18 protein-coding genes and 2 pseudogenes are annotated in these 18,810 nt (G+C 53.6%); 10 read left to right on the forward strand and 10 right to left on the reverse strand.

Annotated features, from left to right (window positions below; all coding sequences use genetic code 11):
* Nucleotides 1-59 precede the first annotated feature (59 nt).
* The 5 genes and pseudogenes from CFK21_RS01130 to CFK21_RS01150 form a co-directional block, all read left to right on the forward strand.
* Nucleotides 60-479, forward strand: coding sequence for a F0F1 ATP synthase subunit epsilon (locus tag CFK21_RS01130; protein WP_096363907.1), 420 nt, complete (start codon nucleotides 60-62; stop codon nucleotides 477-479).
* A 191-nt stretch (nucleotides 480-670) separates the two neighbouring features.
* Nucleotides 671-1,156 carry an FKBP-type peptidyl-prolyl cis-trans isomerase gene (locus tag CFK21_RS01135; protein WP_096363909.1) on the forward strand — a complete coding sequence of 162 codons (486 nt, stop codon included), beginning with the start codon at nucleotides 671-673 and terminating at the stop codon, nucleotides 1,154-1,156.
* A gap of 188 nt (nucleotides 1,157-1,344) precedes the next feature.
* On the forward strand, nucleotides 1,345-2,715 hold the full coding sequence (gene glmU / locus CFK21_RS01140; protein WP_096363911.1) for a bifunctional UDP-N-acetylglucosamine diphosphorylase/glucosamine-1-phosphate N-acetyltransferase GlmU: 1,371 nt from the start codon (nucleotides 1,345-1,347) through the stop codon (nucleotides 2,713-2,715).
* Nucleotides 2,716-2,959: 244 nt separating this feature from the next.
* Nucleotides 2,960-4,792 carry a glutamine--fructose-6-phosphate transaminase (isomerizing) gene (gene glmS, locus CFK21_RS01145; RefSeq protein ID WP_096363913.1) on the forward strand — a complete coding sequence of 611 codons (1,833 nt, stop codon included), beginning with the start codon at nucleotides 2,960-2,962 and terminating at the stop codon, nucleotides 4,790-4,792.
* A gap of 402 nt (nucleotides 4,793-5,194) precedes the next feature.
* Nucleotides 5,195-6,811: pseudogene (locus CFK21_RS01150) on the forward strand (type I restriction-modification system subunit M); the annotation flags it as partial.
* Between the two features lie 17 nt (nucleotides 6,812-6,828).
* Here CFK21_RS01150 and CFK21_RS15040 read toward each other — a convergent pair.
* Nucleotides 6,829-7,485, reverse strand: a complete 657-nt coding sequence (locus CFK21_RS15040) for a hypothetical protein (RefSeq protein WP_157745218.1) — start codon at nucleotides 7,483-7,485, stop codon at nucleotides 6,829-6,831.
* A 370-nt stretch (nucleotides 7,486-7,855) separates the two neighbouring features.
* On the opposite strand from CFK21_RS15040, the gene CFK21_RS01155 reads away from it, so the two are divergent.
* The 3 genes from CFK21_RS01155 to CFK21_RS01160 all read left to right on the forward strand — a co-directional run bounded on the left by CFK21_RS01155 (nucleotide 7,856) and on the right by CFK21_RS01160 (nucleotide 11,132).
* Nucleotides 7,856-8,914, forward strand: coding sequence for a hypothetical protein (locus CFK21_RS01155; RefSeq protein ID WP_096363917.1), 1,059 nt, complete (start codon nucleotides 7,856-7,858; stop codon nucleotides 8,912-8,914).
* 65 nt (nucleotides 8,915-8,979) lie between these two features.
* Entirely contained in the window at nucleotides 8,980-10,047 is a 1,068-nt protein-coding gene (locus CFK21_RS15045; RefSeq protein WP_157745220.1) for an SIR2 family protein, read from the forward strand.
* Between the two features lie 104 nt (nucleotides 10,048-10,151).
* Complete coding sequence (locus CFK21_RS01160; RefSeq protein ID WP_096363919.1) at nucleotides 10,152-11,132, forward strand: DUF3883 domain-containing protein; 981 nt, start codon at nucleotides 10,152-10,154, stop codon at nucleotides 11,130-11,132.
* Nucleotides 11,133-11,732: 600 nt separating this feature from the next.
* On the opposite strand, the gene CFK21_RS01165 is transcribed toward CFK21_RS01160, so the two are convergent.
* The 6 genes from CFK21_RS01165 to CFK21_RS01190 form a co-directional block, all read right to left on the reverse strand.
* Nucleotides 11,733-12,077, reverse strand: coding sequence for an MbcA/ParS/Xre antitoxin family protein (locus CFK21_RS01165; protein ID WP_096363921.1), 345 nt, complete (start codon nucleotides 12,075-12,077; stop codon nucleotides 11,733-11,735).
* A 131-nt stretch (nucleotides 12,078-12,208) separates the two neighbouring features.
* The gene (locus CFK21_RS15620; protein ID WP_096363923.1) at nucleotides 12,209-12,637 is read right to left on the reverse strand and encodes an antitoxin Xre/MbcA/ParS toxin-binding domain-containing protein; all 429 of its coding nucleotides are present in this window, start codon (nucleotides 12,635-12,637) and stop codon (nucleotides 12,209-12,211) included.
* Between the two features lie 171 nt (nucleotides 12,638-12,808).
* Nucleotides 12,809-12,970: a type II toxin-antitoxin system VapB family antitoxin gene (locus CFK21_RS01175; RefSeq protein ID WP_096363925.1), complete on the reverse strand. Its 162-nt coding sequence runs from the start codon at nucleotides 12,968-12,970 to the stop codon at nucleotides 12,809-12,811.
* A gap of 29 nt (nucleotides 12,971-12,999) precedes the next feature.
* Nucleotides 13,000-14,190, reverse strand: a complete 1,191-nt coding sequence (locus tag CFK21_RS15050; RefSeq protein WP_157745224.1) for a hypothetical protein — start codon at nucleotides 14,188-14,190, stop codon at nucleotides 13,000-13,002.
* Between the two features lie 285 nt (nucleotides 14,191-14,475).
* Entirely contained in the window at nucleotides 14,476-15,333 is an 858-nt protein-coding gene (locus CFK21_RS01185) for a nucleotidyl transferase AbiEii/AbiGii toxin family protein (RefSeq protein ID WP_096363929.1), read from the reverse strand.
* Complete coding sequence (locus CFK21_RS01190) at nucleotides 15,326-15,979, reverse strand: type IV toxin-antitoxin system AbiEi family antitoxin domain-containing protein (RefSeq protein WP_096363931.1); 654 nt, start codon at nucleotides 15,977-15,979, stop codon at nucleotides 15,326-15,328. The genes CFK21_RS01185 and CFK21_RS01190 overlap by 8 nt, the downstream gene beginning before the upstream one ends.
* 103 nt (nucleotides 15,980-16,082) lie before the next feature.
* On the opposite strand from CFK21_RS01190, the pseudogene CFK21_RS15055 reads away from it, so the two are divergent.
* Nucleotides 16,083-16,322, forward strand: a pseudogene (locus CFK21_RS15055) (glutamine--fructose-6-phosphate transaminase (isomerizing)); the annotation flags it as partial.
* Between the two features lie 10 nt (nucleotides 16,323-16,332).
* Here CFK21_RS15055 and CFK21_RS01195 read toward each other — a convergent pair.
* The 3 genes from CFK21_RS01195 to CFK21_RS01205 form a co-directional block, all read right to left on the reverse strand.
* Entirely contained in the window at nucleotides 16,333-17,103 is a 771-nt protein-coding gene (locus CFK21_RS01195; RefSeq protein ID WP_096363933.1) for an HNH endonuclease, read from the reverse strand.
* A 108-nt stretch (nucleotides 17,104-17,211) separates the two neighbouring features.
* Nucleotides 17,212-17,898, reverse strand: a complete 687-nt coding sequence (locus CFK21_RS01200) for an RES family NAD+ phosphorylase (protein WP_096363935.1) — start codon at nucleotides 17,896-17,898, stop codon at nucleotides 17,212-17,214.
* Nucleotides 17,895-18,305 carry an MbcA/ParS/Xre antitoxin family protein gene (locus CFK21_RS01205; protein WP_096363937.1) on the reverse strand — a complete coding sequence of 137 codons (411 nt, stop codon included), beginning with the start codon at nucleotides 18,303-18,305 and terminating at the stop codon, nucleotides 17,895-17,897. Before CFK21_RS01205 ends, CFK21_RS01200 begins: the two co-directional genes overlap by 4 nt.
* 190 nt (nucleotides 18,306-18,495) lie before the next feature.
* On the opposite strand from CFK21_RS01205, the gene CFK21_RS01210 reads away from it, so the two are divergent.
* Nucleotides 18,496-18,789 (forward strand): hypothetical protein, encoded by a 294-nt coding sequence (locus tag CFK21_RS01210; protein WP_096363939.1) that lies wholly within the window; start codon nucleotides 18,496-18,498, stop codon nucleotides 18,787-18,789.
* Nucleotides 18,790-18,810 lie beyond the last annotated feature (21 nt).

Here is an 18,810-nt window from a genome sequence, read left to right on the forward strand (position 1 = left end):
CCGCCCTCACCCCGGGCGGCCGCGGTCCGCTGGCGGGCACGCCAAGTGGGACTAGAATCATGGCTATGACCCTTCATGTGGACATCGTGAGTGCCGAGGCGGCGATCTTCTCCGGCACCGCCACGATGGTCTTCGCCCCGGCGGAGATGGGCGAGGTTGGCATCGCGCCCCGCCACACCCCGCTGCTCAGCCGACTCAAGCCCGGCGAGGTGCGGGTCCAGGACGAGCATGGCGAGGAGCACACCTTCTTCGTCAACGGCGGCATGCTGGAGGTGCAGCCGCACGTGGTCACCATCCTGTCTGATTCCGCCCTGCGCGCGAAGGACCTGGATGAGGCCGCCGCGCTGCAGGCCAAGCAGGAGGCGGAAAAGACCCTGGCCGAGAACAAGGCCGATATCGACTACGCCAAGGCCCAGGCCGAACTGGCCGAGGCGGTGGCCCAGCTGCGCACCATCCAGAAGCTGAAGAAATCCAAGTAATTCCACTGTCATTGCGAGGCGCGAAGCGCCGCGGCAATCTCCAACCGGCTGCTGCCTTGTCACGAGATTGCCACGCTTCGCTCGCAATGACGGCAAAGCAGACAGGGGGCAGCCAACGGCTGCCCCCTGTTCGTTTGCGCCACCCGGATACGATAGAATGGGAAGTCATACCCGCAACCAGGAACGGTCGAATGTCCGAGCAACGCATCGCCCCCAACAAGCTCGTCGCCATCACCTACAGCATCAAGGATGAGGCGGGCGAATTGCTGGAGCACAGCGACATGCCCATCAGCTACATCCACGGCGGGCGCTCCGACCTGTTCGAGAAGATCGAGGCCGCGCTGGAAGGCAGGCAGGTGGGCGAGATCGTCGAGGTCAGTCTGGCGCCTGAGGAGGCATTCGGCGAGTACGATCCCAGCCTGACCTTCACCGACGACCTCGACAATGTCCCGGAGCAGTATCGCCAGCTCGGCGCCGAGGTCGAGATGCGCAGCGATCAGGGTGAGAGCCGGGTGTTCCATGTCACCAATATCGGGAACGGCAAACTGACCGTGGACGGCAATCATCCCTTCGCCGGCAAGACACTGACCTTCACCGTCGAGGTCAAGGACGTTCGCGACGCCACCGCCGAAGATATCGCGGCGGCCGGCGAAGGTGCCGGGGAGCAGTTGCACTAAAGCGGGTACGGCCGATGACCGCTATGACAAAAAGTATCGGATAAGCGTAACTTACATAATTCCCCTCCCCCTTTGGGGAGAGGGCCAGGGTGAGGGGTCAGGTCAGCCGCCATGATCCCCTCACCCCAACCCCTCTCCCGGAGGGAGAGGGGCTGAATTGACCGCCAGCGGAGTCCGGAATCACCTTCATGGAACTGCACGTCATCATTCTCGCCGCCGGCCAGGGCACGCGCATGCGCTCCGCCCTGCCCAAGGTGCTGCACCCGATCGCCGGCCGGCCCATGCTCGGCCACGTGATCGAGACCGCCGCCGCCCTGGGCGCAGCCGGCATCCATGTGGTCTATGGCCACGGCGGCGGGCAGGTGCGCGCCGCCTTCGCCGGGCACGATGACATCAGCTGGGTGGAGCAGTCCGATCAGCTGGGCACCGGCCACGCCGTCGCCCAGGCCAGCCCGAATGTTCCCGACGACGCCCGGATTCTTATTCTATATGGTGATGTGCCTCTGATCGGCCGTGAGACGCTGACCGCACTGGGCGAGGCGGCAGGCGATGACAGTCTGGGCCTGCTCACCGCCACCCTGGCCGACCCCACCGGCTATGGCCGCATCGTCCGTGACAACCATCACCGCGTCATCGGCATTGTCGAACAGAAGGATGCCAGCGAGGCCGAACTGCAGATCTGCGAAATCAACACCGGCTTCATGGCGGCGCCGGCCAGCCCGCTCAAGGACTGGATCGGTCGGCTGGGCAACGACAATGCCCAGGGCGAGTATTACCTGACCGATGTCATCGGCATGGCGGCACAGGATGGCATGGCGATCAACGTGGTGCAGCCGCAGTCTCCGGAAGAGATCCTGGGCGTGAACAACCGCAAGCAGCTGGCCGAACTGGAGCGTGCCTGGCAGCGCCGGCATGCCGAGGCCCTGCTGCTGGGCGGCGTCACCTTGCTGGATCCACAACGCTTCGACCTGCGCGGCCGCTTGCGGCACGGCCGCGATGTCACCATCGACATCAATGTAGTGATCGAGGGCGATGTGCAGCTCGAGGACGAAGTCAGCATCGGCCCCAACTGCGTGCTGAAGAACGTCACCATCGGCGCCGGCACCGAGGTGCTGGCCAACAGCGTGATCGAGAATGCCGTCATCGGTGCCGGCGCGCGCATCGGCCCGTTCGCCCGCATCCGCCCCGAGACCCGCCTGGCCGACGGCGTGCATGTCGGCAACTTCGTCGAGGTGAAGAAATCCGTCATCGGCCAGGGCTCCAAGGTGAACCATCTGAGCTACATCGGCGACACCGACATCGGCGCGAAGGTCAATGTCGGCGCCGGTACCATCACCTGCAACTACGACGGCGCCAACAAGCACCGCACCGTGATCGAGGACGAGGCCTTCATCGGCTCCGATACTCAGCTGGTGGCCCCGGTGACCGTGGGCAGAGGCGCGACCATCGGCGCCGGCACCACGCTCACCCGCGATGCACCCGCCGGCGAACTGACCCTGAGCCGTAGCAGGCAGCAGACCCGCGAGGGCTGGAAGCGGCCGGTGAAGAAAAAGGGCTGAACAATCTCAACGCAGAGGCGCTAAGGCGCAAAGAACGCAAATAATATAATTGCGAATGCTAAAGTATACCGTCATCCCGGCGCAGGCCGGGATCCAGAAACCGCTGCGGTCTGTAGATCCCGGCCTGCGCCGGGATGACGATGATGCTAGGGATGCAGCTGTAGGTTGCATGGTGTTAAATGTTCTCGCTTCTTCGCGCCTTAGCGCCTCTGCGTTGAATCCTTTGATCTGAGGGTAATCAAAAATGTGCGGAATCGTCGGAGCCGTAGCCCAGCGTGATGTCGCGCCCATCCTGCTCGAGGGCCTGAAGCGACTGGAATACCGCGGCTATGACTCGGCCGGCATGCTGGTGGTCACGCCCGAGCACAAGTTCAGCCGCAAGCGCGCCATGGGCAAGGTGGCCGTCCTGGGTGATGCCCTGAGCAGTGATCCGCTGCCCGGCCACACCGGCATCGCCCACACCCGCTGGGCCACCCACGGCCGGCCCAGTGAAGGCAATGCCCATCCGCATGTGTGCAACGAGACCATCGCCGTGGTGCATAACGGCATCATCGAGAACCACGATGCCCTGCGCGCACAGCAGAAGGAACTCGGCTACCGCTTCACCTCTGAGACCGACACCGAGGTCATCGCCCATCAGCTGCATCATCACTACTCGCAGTCGCACGATCTGCTCGCCGCGGTACAGGCCGCCGTGGGCGATCTCGACGGTGCCTATGCCCTGGGCGTGGTCACCAACAGCGATCCGGAGCGCATCATCGTTGCCCGCCGCGGCAGCCCACTGGTCATCGGCCTGGGCGTGGGCGAGAACTTCATCGCCTCCGACGTCGCTGCCCTGGTGCCGGTAACCCAGCAGTTCATCTTTCTGGAAGACGGTGATATCGCGGAGATCAAGCGCGACGCCATCACCATCTACGACCACGAAGGCCATGAGGTCACGCGCCCCGTGCGCCAGTCGGAACTGACCGCTGACGCCGTCGAGCGCGGCCAGTACCGCCATTACATGCTGAAGGAAATCTTCGAGCAGCCACGTGCCGTGGCCGACTGCCTCGAAGGCCGCATCAGCGGTGACAAGCTGCTGGAGGCCGCTTTCGGCCATGAGGCCTCTGAAATATTCGACCAGGTTCAGGGCGTGCACATCATCGCCTGTGGCACCAGCTACCATGCCGGCATGGTCGGGCGCTACTGGCTGGAGTCCATCGCCGGCATCCCCTGCAGCGTGGAGGTGGCCAGCGAGTTCCGCTATCGCAAGCCGGTGGTGCGCAACAACTCGCTCATCGTGACCCTGTCGCAGTCGGGCGAGACCGCCGACACCCTGGCCGGTCTGCAGGAGGCCAAGCGTCTCGGGTTCGGTCATTCGCTGGCCATCTGCAATGTGCCCGAAAGCTCGCTGGTGCGTGAATCCGATCTCACCCTGATGACGCGCGCCGGTCCCGAGATCGGCGTGGCCTCCACCAAGGCCTTCACCACCCAGCTGGTCTCACTCTTGATGCTGGTCATCGCACTGGGCCGACGCAATGGCCTGGACCCGTTCGTCGAGGCCAAGATGATCCAGCAGCTGGAGCACCTGCCCGGCAAGATCGATCATGTGCTGCAACTCGACGACCGCATCCGGGAAATCGCGGAGGGCTTCGCCGACAAGCACCACACCCTGTTCCTCGGCCGCGGTGCCCAGTACCCGGTGGCGATGGAAGGGGCGCTGAAGTTGAAAGAGATCTCCTACATCCACGCCGAGGCCTACCCCGCCGGCGAACTCAAGCACGGCCCCCTGGCCCTGGTCGATGCCGAGATGCCCGTCATCGCCGTCGCACCCAACAACGAGCTATTGGAAAAGCTCAAGTCCAACCTGCAGGAAGTCAGCGCCAGGGGCGGCGAGTTGATCGTCTTCGCCGATGAACACGCCGGCGTGGTCGAAAGCGAGAACATGACCGTATTGCCCGTCGCGCCAACCGATGACTGCATTGCTCCCATCATATTCACCATCCCGCTGCAGCTGCTGTCGTATCACGTGGCGGTGCTGAAGGGGACGGATGTGGATCAGCCGAGGAATCTGGCGAAGTCGGTTACGGTTGAATAATCACAGGGCTTTGAGGCGGTCGACCTGTGGTGGGAAAAAATAATCCTTTCCTGGAGAATAAAATCCTTTCCTGGGAATAAACTTCTTTCCCGATAAGGCCTGACGTAACCAACTGTAAATTCGAGAATTAATGCGGGACGGATGAGACCGACCTCCACTACCTCAACTGATCGCTCTACCTATCTTTATGATTACACTTGCGTTTCTAGGCTGCGATGGTCCAGAAAGCCACGGTCAGTTCCAAGCTGGTGGCCAACCAAAATGCTTCCGGCGAGAATTCTCCTAAGAGAGGGGAGCAGAATTTGGCCAATCGCTCCCCTCTTTGCATAACAATCTGTAAAATCATAGGCTTAGTACCCATGCCAGCTTAGCTGTACTCCCAGGGCCCTCCTAAGAGACACTATGGATCACTCAGTTCATAACAAAATCGTATCCTTTATCTGGTCTATTGCTGACGACTGCTTGAGAGATGTTTACGTTCGGGGAAAATATCGCGACGTCATCCTGCCAATGGTGGTCTTGCGCCGTCTGGATGTCCTACTCGAACCGACCAAGGACAAAGTCCTCGAAGAAGTCAGCTTCCAGCGCGACGAAGCCGGTCTAACAGACTTGGATCCAGAGGGCTTGCGCGAGGCCTCTGGTTACGTGTTCTACAACACCTCGCCCTGGACGCTGAAAAAGCTCTACGACACGACCGTCAACAACCGCCAGATCCTGGAGGCTAACTTCAAGGCCTATCTTGATGGGTTCAGCGATAACGTCAAGGAGATCGTCGAGAAGTTCAAACTCCGTTCCCAGGTCAAACACATGGCACAGAAAGACGTGCTACATGAGGTCCTGGAGAAATTTGTCGATCCACGTATCAATCTCACACCACAGGAGGCGCAGGATCCCGATGGCCGCAAGCTACCGCCCCTGACAAACCTCGGGATGGGTTATGTCTTCGAGGAGCTGATCCGCAAATTCAACGAAGAGAACAACGAAGAGGCTGGGGAGCATTTCACGCCACGTGAAGTTATCGACCTGATGACCCATCTGGTCTTTGAGCCGGTTAAAGATGCGCTACCACCAGTAATTACCGTGTATGACCCTGCGTGCGGTTCCGGTGGCATGCTCACAGAGTCGCAGGATTTCATTAGCCATCCTGATGGACGCATCCAAGCTAAGGCCGACGTATATCTCTATGGTAAGGAGATCAACGACGAAACCTATGCCATCTGTAAGTCTGACATGATGATCAAGGGCAATAACCCGGCCAACATCAAGTCAGGCTCGACGTTAAGCACCGACGAATTCTCAGGTCTGCGTTTCGATTACATGCTTTCCAATCCGCCCTATGGTAAATCATGGGCAAGCGAGCAAAAGCATATTAAGCAAGACGGCGAAGTAATCGATGATCGCTTTATTGTCACTCTTAAAGATTACTGGGGTAATGAAACGACAGTTGATGCTACGCCACGTTCCAGTGATGGACAATTACTATTCCTGATGGAGATGGTCAGCAAGATGAAAGACCTTGCAGCCAGTCCCCATGGCTCTCGCATCGCCTCAGTCCATAATGGCTCCAGCCTGTTCACGGGCGATGCCGGTAGCGGTGAGAGCAATATCCGTCGTCATATCATCGAGCAGGATATGCTGGAGGCCATCATTCAGCTGCCCAATAACATGTTCTACAACACGGGTATCACTACGTATATCTGGCTACTGTCTAACAACAAAGCGGCAACGCGAAAAGGCCAAATACAGTTAATCGACGCCAGTCAACTCTACCGTAAACTGCGCAAAAATCTGGGCAATAAGAACTGCGAATTCTCCCCAGAGCATATTGATCAAATTACCCAGACTTATCTGAAACTGTCGGCAATAGAGCGCAGTGCGGATGAAGAAGGTATTGCGAGTCAAGTGTTCGATAACGACGAATTCGGTTATTACAAGGTCAATATCGAGCGCCCCGATCGTCGCAAGGCTCAGTTCAGCGTTGAAAGAATAGAAACTTTGCGCTTCGACAAGACACCTCGCCTGGTTAATAATAAGAATCAGTTTTTGTCCTTACGATGATGTGATTTTAACTTCTCGCGGATAATTCGGAAGTTACGCATAAGCGAATTGTGTGCGATACCTAGGGTATACTCGATCTGAGTGAACGTCCTGCCCTCCGAAAGTAGTTCTATCAAACGTCGTTGACGCCTGGTGAGTGCAGTGCGGATTGCAACGACAGCCTCATTGTGGTCAATAGGGCCGAGGTGTTCAGAGCAAATGGCCTCACGTACACCATACCAAGGCATGCCGTCATCGTCATTCGATAGAATGGATTCGTCTATCTGGAGTTCTTCAGGTAGGGCGTCCCAGACTATGGGCGCAGCGAGATGACCTGGCTTGGCATATTGAGTGCCGTCGCTCCTGAATCGGAAAGCTGAACCCGGTAGACGCACAGCGCCGCCAAGATCTCGACGTAGCTTGAGGGCCGTGGTGAAAGCAATCCTGTGGGCATAAGAGGCTGTTTCGCCCATGCTGTAATCCGCGCTGGCTTCAGCACCGAGCCAGGCGATTCGGATTTCTTGGGCTGCATCATCCCATAACGAATGACTGAGTCCAGCTTTGGCAACTGCCAGGCGTATCAGCTTCTGCTCTAAGCCACATGCACAGACGTGTTCATATAAATTTGCGCGGTCGCTTGGCTTATGGCTGCACATGCTCCCTCCTACATGAATTTCTACGCCCTAGAAGAAGTTAAGCAGCTATACGGCCGTAGACCCTACTCCTGCTACCTTCCTGTTCAGTTAGTAGCAATTAGAAAGCTGTATGATTTTGTAATAATAACGTATCTTATTGATTACAGTTGGAAATAATCGGGATATACGTGAAGTAGGTTCTGAAAAGGTAATAATTCTGAGTATTCGGAATATCTAAATTTGCAAGTTTGCAGGTCAGTGACGAATTGTTACAGAATGTCCACATAGCAAGACGTAAGGACTCAACTCAGGGGAAGGCAAAGACCTTATGTAATCCGCTGAAACTGTATACAAAGATAAGAAATCAAGCATATAAGACATAAGCCTAAAAATGCCGATATATACCATCACAGATCAGGGTCTCATACCTATCCATGTAACGAGATTCGCTGACGAGGGGCTGCGTGAACGCGACCACCTCCAGCAACTGTTGAGAGACCAGATCGAGGTTATCGAGCCCGATATTCTTGTGATCAGTGAAGAATTTGGCAGTTGGGAAGACAGCCGGCGCCGCATCGATCTTCTTGCAATCGACAAGAGTGCCAATTTAGTTGTAATCGAGTTGAAGCGGACTGACACCGGAGGGCACATGGAGCTCCAGGCAGTCCGGTATGCTGCAATGGTCTCGGCATTAACGTTCAGAGGGACAGTTGATATATACGAGCGGCATCTCGATGCAACTGGCGACAAATCGGGTGATGCAAGAGAGAAACTACTTGAATTTCTGGAATGGGAAGAGCCTGACGATGATCAGTTCGCGCAAGATGTCCGCATCATCCTGGCAGCGGCCGAGTTCTCCAAAGAAATTACGACCTCAGTGCTGTGGCTGATTGACCATGGCTTGGATATCAAGTGTATCCGACTGCGACCTTACAAAGACAATGACAAATTGCTACTGGATGTACAGCAGGTTATCCCGTTACCGGAGGCTGAGGAATATCAAATCAAGATCCGTGACAAAACCCGAATGGAGCGGGTGTCACGCACGCAATCACGTGATTTCACAAAGTTTGACCTGAAAATCAACGGAGAGTTGATGGAGCGTCTTCCCAAGCGGCAGGCAATATTCCACATCATTAAAGCTCTTTGTCAAAATGGTGTCGATCCGGAAGCAGTCCGCGAAACCATCTCATGGCGCCGCGATGCCCTACGAAAAATTGAAGGCGTCCTTGACGCCCAGGAATTTGAAAAGAAACTTGCCGAACAACTCCTTTCTGAGGGAAAGAAACCGTATGCAAGCCGCTATTTCATCAATGATGAGGATCTTATAATAGCGAATGAAAGTACGTACGCCGTAACCAAGATGTGGGGGAAGCGTACGACAGAAGCGATTAACTTATTGTTGAAAGAGTTCCCAGGACACAATATTAGCTATGAGACCGTTAGTTGATATTATGGTTGGTGCTCTGATAAAGCCAACACACCGCATGCTGCTCGATTGCATTAACAAGTAGAATGAAGCGCAAGGAAAACAGAAAGCGTGTGAAGCGGTTGTTCATCTTCGGGGCCGGAGCGTCATATGGCGCGTCGGCAGCTCGGGGAGGGAAGCCAGAGCGGCAGACACCACTCGATATTCAGTTCTGTCAACGAATCGAACAACTGGACACTCAGAAGCCGACCTGGGTGAGTAATTCAAGAGATTTCATTCTCAAAGAGTGGAAAGATCATGTTCAATTTTCGACATTAGGTCTTGAGCGAGCGATCATTCGTCAAATGGGCCATATGGACTTCATTGATGGAATCCATCCGCGCCGAAAGAAGAATAACGTCTCTAAAGCAAATTATCTGAATTCGTTGTCACATCTAATCTGTTATGTATTGAGAAGAGCGAAGGAGCCGAAGAATTCCCTGTACAAGGCATTGGCAGACAAATATTTTTCTAACGATATTGATGACATCGACGACAGGATTATCACATTTAATTATGATGAGCTTCTCGATAACTGGTTGCTCCATATGCACACTCCGCAGAGTCTGTATTTCGACCGAATTAAACGATCAAAAGAGGCCGCAAATAGAAGGACGATTAAATGTGACCATCCTTTAATGATCAAACTGCATGGTTCGGTAAACTGGAGGTGCACCACTACCGAATTTGAGCAAATAGTGGCCGGCAAATCCAACGAAGAGAAAGCATACAGAATAGAATCAATCTGGATGTCAAAACGTGGTACACCGGCACCACACGACGATTCCTCGCCATTAATAATACCACCGCTTCCACAGAAACCGATCACAAGAATCGAGTTGTTTTGCTTTCTATGGACAAAAGCCTACGAATATCTTCATGAAGCAGAAGAACTCATAATCTGCGGGTATTCGTTGCCTGATACAGACAATCTAGCGCAATCCTTGTTTTCGAACTTTACTAATCGAAAGCTTAAGAATATTACAATAGTTGATCCGAATCCCGGGATAATGAAGAAATGGCGCGATCTAATGAGAAGAAAAAATGTCAACCCGGGGGCGCGTTGGTCGTACTTTGAAAGCTTTGAAGAATATATGAGCGTGATGGACTCATAAGATAAGGTCAATCGTTGACTCGCGGGGAGGGGAGATCGGTCAACTAAACGCGGGCAGGCCTGAATCAAAAGTCAAATAAAGCAGCTTAGGTGGATCGTTTTCATATGAAGGTTCTGTTCTGCAATATAGGTTGGATGGAATTCTACCGTGGCCTCACGGAGGCGGATAGAATCATTGGCGGAGGTGCTTACGTCAAACAAGAAGGGATGGGGCATGAGGTCTGTAACTTTGCCGAAGACGGTGGAAAAGTATATGGGTACGTTCAGCCCCCTCGGGCAGAAGGACAGCCAGGACAAGGACAAATCAATATCGACCGCTTAGATGGGAAGGGGTTAGATGTTGTAGAGGGCGTATTGGTTGTGTGGACAGCCTCCCGACGAGATGGTGGGACCGTCGTAATTGGCTGGTATAAGAATGCAACAGTGTATCGATATTTTCAGACCTTTGACCGATTGCCAATGCTCCATCAAGATAACGGCTTGCGCGGTTACCGAATCAAGGCAAATGCAGCCGACGCCACGCTCCTCCCTTTGGATCAACGCACATGTGCGATCCCGAGGCGGATTAAAGGCGGTATGGGGCAATCAAATGTGTGGTTCGCCTCTGCACCGGAAAGCCGAGATACCGTTAGAAAGGTTATGAAGCTAATTGATGGGGGGGCAAAAACGCCAAGCAAGAAGCGTTCTCGAATTACCGATCCTGATCACAATGCAAAGGTCGAAAAAGCCGCGATCGACATCGTTCGCGATTACTACGAGGAATACGATTATACTGTAGAAAGTGTCGAAACAGACAATCGCGGCTGGGACCTAGAAGCGGTACTTGGCAATTTGATATTACGAATCGAGGTAAAAGGACTGTCGGGGTCGTCCGCAGTTGCCCAACTTACTCCAAATGAATACAAAGCATTTGCTAGAAGATCCACACGTTACCGCCTAGCGATTGTTACAGATGCGCTTACATCACCTCAAATGAGAATCTGTAGGTATAGTACTGAGAACAATCGCTGGGTAGTAGATGGGGAGGCGGAGTACGAAGTTGGCGTCGATACACAAGAAAGTGCGACGATTAAACTTAGTATTTGAAATAGACGACAAAAACACAGCTCTACAAATTTGTAGATTGAGAAGAATTTTTATGGGGCTGAGTCGAAAGACCATCCGAGACATTAAGAAAGGGTTGCTCCCTAAGTATGGGCATGGGTACCATTTTATGCCCCTGGTAGATTATTACGACACAACGACGTGGGAGGGTCTGCGAACTGCTGCATTAAAAAGGGACAACGGTGTTTGCGCTGAGTGCGGCACCTCGATAAACCTACAGGTACATCATGTTCGCTATCCTGAATCATATTTCATCGGTCGTGACAGATACATCAACATTGAGGCGGACGAGATTGGCAATCTTGTGACGTTGTGTGAACAGCATCATTCCGAAAGGCACTCTCACATAATCCAAAATATCCACAGGGGTGAGCGAGTCACATATCTTTATGAAGAAGATATGCCACAAGAAGAGATAGATTTCCGTACAGTTACATTTTTTGGAGAGGATCCATCGGAGGAAGATGGTGGTGTGTAATAGCCGAAAACTGAGGTGGTTTCGGCTTGATGTGGTGACCGATCCGAAGGGTGTCGGATGAGATGAGGCAATATCCGCAACTGTCAGATCAAGTCTAAACCATTTCAGATTAAGCTATGTTGCAGATTTGAAATTATTTTGTGAGCCCTCTCTGCTTGCTCGTCCGATTCAATGAGATCAATTTGGCGCTCCCCGCCGAGTGCGCGATTCGGCTTGAATATCCACGATACCGATTTGTCAATATCATTGAAATACGACATTGCGTGATCGAGTAAATACTCCAATCTTCCAGCAGTCTCTGTGTCAGAGCCAATTTCAGAAAGCCACTGGATATCTTCTTCGATACGATTAATCTTTCTTTTTAGGATATACGTTATGATCATATATGCATGACCAGTATCAATGCTGCTACCCGTTCCAACATCATTTTTAGAATCATCGTCAGCCATGCGATTGCCTGTGTATTGATGCAGAAGAAAGGTATTGCCTGATTCCGTACCTCTTTCGGAGGATTGCTGTATAAAACTTGGGCTATTCCAAGCTTTTTACCGCATCATTGTGGGTTTGGGTATAGGCATTGCTACGAGTAATCTCCGTGCTCAATTCTTCCTAATAAATCATCGACCTGTTGTATACCCTCATCGCTGGTGAGTAGATCTGACGGGGTATGCATACCAAGACCGCGCTGAGGTGAGGTCATCCATTCGGCCGCAGCCTCATGGGAATGAAATACTCTATCGGCATGTTCATACACAGCCAACACCTGACTTGACAGGTTGTGTCCCCTGGAATCATGTGGGGCAGCCTTTGTAACTGTGATCCTGTCATTTATCAGGAAGCAGGCTAGTTCATCGCCTGGTCCCAGACCAGCCTGTTTGCACAGATTCTCAGGTAGAGTAATGCGCCGTCTTGAGTCGAGTTTTGGCATATGCGTTCGTGTTATGCAGTAATGATATATCCATAAGCTAAATGGAATCACCATAGCTGATGGAACATAGAGTAACCTCATGAACTACCATATTTGCGGAGTTTGCGCCTAATCCATGGAAGGTTGAGTTAAGCGTAATTCGTCACCTCGGATCAGCTTTTTGTATCCGTAACTGTTTAGCACATTGTCGTTTAGGTACGCGTAACGCATCTCAGTACCATTCGGTGTCCGAATCCCGCCGTGTAGCATTCGCTATTGTGGTTCGCTACCGCCTAGACGTGACAGCTGACGTGCGCTTTCGCGCTCAATTAGTGCCTGAAGTCCTTTTTGCACCAGACTGACGTTGTCCGATATGCCTGTAAGCCATTTGGCTTGCTCCAGGAGTTCGTCGTCGAGATTCAGGTATATACGCATGTTGTAATCCCACGGACTTGTTTTGGAGGTCAGGTGTCAGATTGATCCTGCAAAAGTTTTGAGTACTCATGGAGCAAAGACTCGAAATTGTTCAGAGGATTCAGTGATATTTTCACACTATCGGCCCACGTAAGCCACTCTTCTAGGTCCGGACTGGTGGGAATCATGCCGACTTCCATTCCATGTTTGACGGCTTCAATGAATGATGTAACCTCCTCTGCTTTACGCCAATCACGAGCCTTATCAAATAACTGCTGGCGCTTCTCTTTCTCGATCTTTGCGTTACGTTCACGGCGCAACTGTTCGCGGTAAGCGGCCTCCCAGCGCTGTTTATCTGCCTCACGTTTTTCACGCAACTGTCGAGCGGCGTCGGCTGCATGAATGAATCCCGTCAAGATGGCTTCAAGTTGATCTTCGATCAGAGCCTTATTCGAATCAGACCATCGTGTACGGCTGACCATGCCGTGAAGGTAGGATTCAATGCGCAAAGACAATTTACCAGTCGGTATATAGTCGAAGCGCTGAGACACGCGCCACCCAATCTGCCGATCCTGAAGTTCCTCTTCTTTTGATGGCTCATGATCGACCTGCTTCACTATCTCCTTCAGCTGGAAAAATAAGCGCTCACCATCGATCTCCATGTAGATTGTTTCCTTTCGCTCATCGATCCCACATCTCCAGCCGACTTGCTCAGCCAGGGTTAGAAATCCGTGCATAAAGCGATGAGCTCTTGTTGTAGACCCAGCTGTTATCTTGAGATCAAGAACCGGAGGATCACCGTATCGTTGGTGAAGAAACCCATATCGGTCTGTAAACTGGTTTTTAAGGTAAGCGCGAGAATCACGGACGAGTGGGTGATATCGGCTGATTCTCTCAGGCCATTTAAATTCTCTGGCTGCTACTAGTCGTGGATCAGCTGCGTCAATAGTTTCGGAGGCTGCGCTTGATCGCCCAGAATAAGATGATGGCTGAATCTCGATAGTCTCCAGAGAGGCGTCATCGACTGGCGGCAGCGGAGTGCGTTTGATCTTGTGCCCGGCGGCAAGGCGCTGCCAATGTCCCTGTGGAGGCTTTGGTACTTTGTGGCGTTTGCATTTTTTGACGAGACCCTGATCGGAGATCCCAAACTGCCCGGCGAGCTTCGTCATCGGCGTAGACCAGACGAGTTCGTACAACTCTTTACGAGACAACACTGTCTTTTGAGGTCTCGGACTCTCCATGCCGCCCTCCCCCGGAAATGAGTCTGTTGGTGCCGGAAAGGTCTCCTCAGTCCAATTATCAAGCCGTTTTTGGGCATTCGGCAAACTGTTCGCGAAGGCAAATGTAACCCTACACAAACCCCAGTCGGATGCTATAATTCATTGTATTGAAAAGATAATTCAATCAGGTAAGAACTTTATTCGGATAGGATCTGGAACTGGACGAGCATAGCGCTCTTCCAGGTAAGAACTTTTATTTTTGAGATGGGTAGTGGCACCACACAGAATCAAGAGGTTACGTCCGTTCTAAGTAAGAACTTTTTTTGCCAAGGACACGACCTTTCCGGCAAAGAATCGCTCAGTCCAGAGCTTCAGGCTTTCCTTCTCTGCAGGGCCGAGGAAGCGCTCGACATCCCGGCGTGCCTCATTCCAGTCGATCCGGGCAATCCTGTCGGATAACGTGCCGGCGAGCCAATCCATATCCACAGTAATGTGTTCGCCTTTCCAGGGGCCGAACTGATCAAGAGCAGCTTCAAGATGCGGCAGGTTTGGGGTAATGCCCTGTTTCACATACCAGTTAAAATCGTACCAGTCCCGGCCTTTAATGTAAGGACGACATAACAAGGCATGAAGTTTAAGCGAAAAATTACTGCTCAAATCCTGATGGCAGACCTCGAAATCGAGCGGAAAATCCAGATAACTATAATCAAACTCTGATCCGGCCGGGGGATGAGCATCAATCTCCAGCTTGATTTTCAACTTCTGATCGCGCTGACCTTGATAGAAGGACAGGTTCAGCTGTTGGGCAACTGAATCATCCTTCAGCAGTGCTGTTCTGACGGGCCTCTCCATCTGCTGTTTATCCAGCACTTCGGATCTGAGTCCAAACTCCTCCAAACCTTTCAGGAGCTTCCCCAGAAAAGGTTCCCATGCAAAATCGGCATCGGGTTGCTTGAGAATGAAATCGAGGTCTTCTGAGAATCTGGGCAGCTTATGCAGGATGCGCAGACTGGTGCCACCCTGAAAGGCGGCAACTTCAAAGAAATCGGCACGCCATAGCGAGTACAGTGCGACTTCCTGGAGAATCTCCTTGAGCGCCTGTTCCTCCTCAATCGGATTAGAGATCTGGTAGCTGTCGAGCCGTTGCTGGATAAGATCAATCATTGCCTAATTCCCTGGCCAGTGATTTGAGGAATGCCCTGACCCGTTTCTGCTTATAGACCGCCTCCAGCGTACGGATTTCAGCGCTGGTGATCCCGCGCAGAAGCTCATACTCGATGCGCAGGCCCCGGGTCAGCCAGTCCAGACCCTGCCACTCCACCTTGCGCAGACACACCAGGTCCATCATCGCGCGCATGGGGCGCGCGACCAGCATGGTCTGGTGCAGCCGCTGTTCCCGGTCGACCAACTCAAGAAACCGGCCGGTCTGGATCGCCAGCGGATGGAAGGTGAATTCGCCGAATTCGGAGTGAGAGTAGGAAAGCGATTTCCGCCCCGGTGTCACGCTGGCCGTGACCCGGACCGCCTCGGGAATCCATCCGTGATGCGCCAGGGCGGTCTCGAACGAGACATAGCTGCCCGGCACATAGGCCTGGGCCAGCGCAAATGGGTGGACAGGATAATCGCGGAAGCGGCTATCGAGGACATAGCTGCCCCGCCGCAGACGCAACAACTCCCCGGCCTTCATGGCGCGATTGACCAGGTGATAGCGCCTTTGCCTGCTGCCCGTAATAATCCGATCCAGCTGCTTCTCGTTAAGAATACGATTTTTCAGTTCTGAATCAATGAGTTGTTCAGTCAGTGTCTGCACATAAAAATTCTACAAACTTCCATATTTAGGAAGTTTAGAGAATTTTATTTGAATTGCAACTGATCCAGCAGGTTTCCCGCCTCCACGCTCCAACAGCCGCTGGAGAACTCGAACCAAACCTGCCAGCGTCCGCGGCGGCAAGCTGATCGTCTTTGCCGATGAACATGCCGGCGTGGTCGAGAGCGAGAACATGGCCGTGCTCCCCGTCGCGCCCACCGACGATTGCATCGCGCCCAGCATCTTCACCATCCCGCTGCAGCTGCTGTCGTATCACGTGGCGGTGCTGAAGGTGACGGATGTGGATCAGCCGAGGAATCTGGCGAAGTCGGTTACGGTCGAGTGAATTATGCGCTTCAGCCTCTAAAGACATGCTGTCTGTGGTGATAAAGAAATTCCTTTAGAGGAGGAAACTTTTCTGGCAAGTCTATAGGCTTGTTTTCATAGTATTTGATCGCGATTTTGTAAAACGAGTCCTCTCCAGAATGTTCCACATCCGATACCCGCAGGGTCATATCGTCATTTATCGTGATTAATCCAATGTCGAATGCTTTGTCATGCAGCATCGATAATGCTAATCCGTTACTGGGGTTTAATCTGTTTCTCTCATCTGTTCGCCATGGGATTATGTGGCTGGCAACTAAAAGTTCAGGAATGGCGAGTCCTGTAATACAGCATCTGTAATTATATGCACTTAATACAGCGCGCCTGAAGAAATTCTGCTTAATCCTTGCCTTTGATTTTATTTCCTTTTCGGTCCCGGAATAGTCTTCCATTCCTGTTAAATCGTTTTCCCTCGCGATAGGCTGATCATTATTCATGGCGACAATCAGCGCCGATTCTGATTCTATTGCAAAGCTTTCCCAGTCACTTTGCATTTCATCCCACATTCTCTTGTCGGAAGCGGATGCGCCGGAGAGTCCCTTGCGCCCTGTGGAAGTTATTGCAGGATCGAGGCTTGCAATGTTCGTCAATTTCATTGCCAATGCCGAAGGCGTTCTTCCGATACTTTCAGCGAATTTGATGATCTCAGGATTTCTCGAGTGGAGCTTGCCAAAAGGCATTTGACAATAAAGACCGAATGCAACCAGTAATTGCCAACGTGTCCATCCTTTATTACCGTTCATGGGCGGCCCTGAGATATGTCTGGGTTATATAGTTATGATGTGTGTGTATGCTGCGCCGTACATCGCAATCCGAATCGTCGGCCACATATTGTGAAGTCATATTCAGCCTCAGGGGAAGTCGCTTTTCCTGTAGACATTGCTGATGCGCTCCCCATCCCAGACATAACACAGATGCGGCCCCTGCACTGCCGGCTGCAGGACCTTCGGCCTGAACACGGCGACACACTCACCGCCCGGGCCACGCACGCTGCTGTAGACGATGCCGTTCGAGCCGGCGTCACGCAGGCTGCGGGCGAAGCGCTGGGCGGCGGCGTACCGGGTCGGGTCGGGATCGTACAGTTCCGGTAGCCTGTCCTGGCAGTCGGCGATATCGTGCAGTTCGGCATCGATGTCTGAGGCATAACTGCGCATGTCGATCTCGAGCGGGGGCTCCCGAGTGGCGGCGAGGAAGCGGGCGCGGTGGAAGGCGGTCTCCGCGACCGCGGTCTCAAGGCTGTCGGCGGCGTAGTACACGCCATAGGTGCCGTCGCTGAAGCGGCTGCCTGTCGGGTTGATATGGGTGAAGGCGGCCATGATGGGGGTGGTGCCGGGGCCGTGGATGCGGTCGGCTTCCGGTACCAGGTGGATGTCGCCGATCTCGTCGCGCAGGCGGTCGTTGGTCAGGCCCTCGATCTCCAGGATAATCTCCAGGTCCTCGTCACGCGTCACCCGGTCGAACAGGTCAACGGGAGGAAAGCGGCTGGAGACCAGGCGCCAGGACGGGCACCAGCACACCCGGCGCAGTTCCGGGGTCATGACCAGCCGCGCTGAGCATCCAGGTACTGGCGGACCACATACAGGTCGGCGACGTTGCCGGAGAGCATGCGATCCAGTGCGGAGCGGTCGCCGAACAGGGTGGCGTCGTTCGGTCGGTGAATCCACTGATCGGCGGATTCCGCCTTCGGTAGCAGGATCTGCAGGTCCTTGTAGATCCCGAAGATGTATGACAGCCGTTCCAGCTTTTCCCGGCTCAACCGGGCGCTTTCCGGCTCGCGTTTCCATTTGAAGAAGGTGCTGCGGGTGCGCTCATCGAAGCCGAGCAGCGTCATGGCCTGTTCGGTGTTCAGGTTCCAGTCCCGGACAATATTGAAATAGGTCCGCAGCGCGGCACCTGCGGTCCGGGCGGGGTCGCGGGCGAGTTGCTGTTCAGCGGCGGTGGGCATGGTTGCCTCCTGTTGCCTGTCCGCTCTGATCAATGGTTCGGCGGGTATTATTTAATACTTAATATTATATTTAGTATTATTTCATACTAAAAGCAAGCCTTGGTGACCTCTTGTAATTGCCCATATTTTGTTGGGTTTACATCAAGGCAGCACTATTAAGATGTATTTACATTATTATGGGTGATCCGCAATGAGCTCTCTCAATACAGCCCGACAGCCCGATGCCGCCGCGACCGGACCAGTCTGCGCCGCGGGAATAGACGGCTTCGAAGACGTCTCGGCCCGGGACCCGCAGCGCGGTATCAACCTTGCCCTGTTCCATCCCGGGGCGCTGGCAGGGTCGGGTCCGGTATGGCAGCAGGCCTGGCTGTGCGATACCCGCGCGGAGGGCGTCGCCTTCTACAGCAGGGAATACGGGGCGGCCTGCCGATTTCCGCAGGCGCTGTTCGAGGTGGAGAGCATGCTGCCGACGCCGGCGGTGTAACCCGGGCGATATCGTCTGAAC

It is taken from the genome of Thiohalobacter thiocyanaticus (assembly GCF_002356355.1).
Lineage (GTDB): Bacteria > Pseudomonadota > Gammaproteobacteria > Thiohalobacterales > Thiohalobacteraceae > Thiohalobacter > Thiohalobacter thiocyanaticus_A.

Excerpts from the sequence above, each read along its gene's own strand:
- CFK21_RS01130 (WP_096363907.1), top strand. The coding sequence starts at position 60 with ATGGCTATGACCCTTCATGTGGACATCGTGAGTGCCGAGGCGGCGATC.
- CFK21_RS01135 (WP_096363909.1), top strand. The coding sequence starts at position 671 with ATGTCCGAGCAACGCATCGCCCCCAACAAGCTCGTCGCCATCACCTAC.
- glmU (WP_096363911.1), top strand. The coding sequence starts at position 1,345 with ATGGAACTGCACGTCATCATTCTCGCCGCCGGCCAGGGCACGCGCATG.
- glmS (WP_096363913.1), top strand. The coding sequence starts at position 2,960 with ATGTGCGGAATCGTCGGAGCCGTAGCCCAGCGTGATGTCGCGCCCATC.
- CFK21_RS15040 (WP_157745218.1), bottom strand. The coding sequence starts at position 7,485 with ATGTGCAGCCATAAGCCAAGCGACCGCGCAAATTTATATGAACACGTC.
- CFK21_RS01155 (WP_096363917.1), top strand. The coding sequence starts at position 7,856 with ATGCCGATATATACCATCACAGATCAGGGTCTCATACCTATCCATGTA.
- CFK21_RS15045 (WP_157745220.1), top strand. The coding sequence starts at position 8,980 with ATGAAGCGCAAGGAAAACAGAAAGCGTGTGAAGCGGTTGTTCATCTTC.
- CFK21_RS01160 (WP_096363919.1), top strand. The coding sequence starts at position 10,152 with ATGAAGGTTCTGTTCTGCAATATAGGTTGGATGGAATTCTACCGTGGC.
- CFK21_RS01165 (WP_096363921.1), bottom strand. The coding sequence starts at position 12,077 with ATGGCTGACGATGATTCTAAAAATGATGTTGGAACGGGTAGCAGCATT.
- CFK21_RS15620 (WP_096363923.1), bottom strand. The coding sequence starts at position 12,637 with ATGAGGTTACTCTATGTTCCATCAGCTATGGTGATTCCATTTAGCTTA.
- CFK21_RS01175 (WP_096363925.1), bottom strand. The coding sequence starts at position 12,970 with ATGCGTATATACCTGAATCTCGACGACGAACTCCTGGAGCAAGCCAAA.
- CFK21_RS15050 (WP_157745224.1), bottom strand. The coding sequence starts at position 14,190 with ATGGAGAGTCCGAGACCTCAAAAGACAGTGTTGTCTCGTAAAGAGTTG.
- CFK21_RS01185 (WP_096363929.1), bottom strand. The coding sequence starts at position 15,333 with ATGATTGATCTTATCCAGCAACGGCTCGACAGCTACCAGATCTCTAAT.
- CFK21_RS01195 (WP_096363933.1), bottom strand. The coding sequence starts at position 17,103 with ATGAACGGTAATAAAGGATGGACACGTTGGCAATTACTGGTTGCATTC.
- CFK21_RS01200 (WP_096363935.1), bottom strand. The coding sequence starts at position 17,898 with ATGACCCCGGAACTGCGCCGGGTGTGCTGGTGCCCGTCCTGGCGCCTG.
- CFK21_RS01205 (WP_096363937.1), bottom strand. The coding sequence starts at position 18,305 with ATGCCCACCGCCGCTGAACAGCAACTCGCCCGCGACCCCGCCCGGACC.
- CFK21_RS01210 (WP_096363939.1), top strand. The coding sequence starts at position 18,496 with ATGAGCTCTCTCAATACAGCCCGACAGCCCGATGCCGCCGCGACCGGA.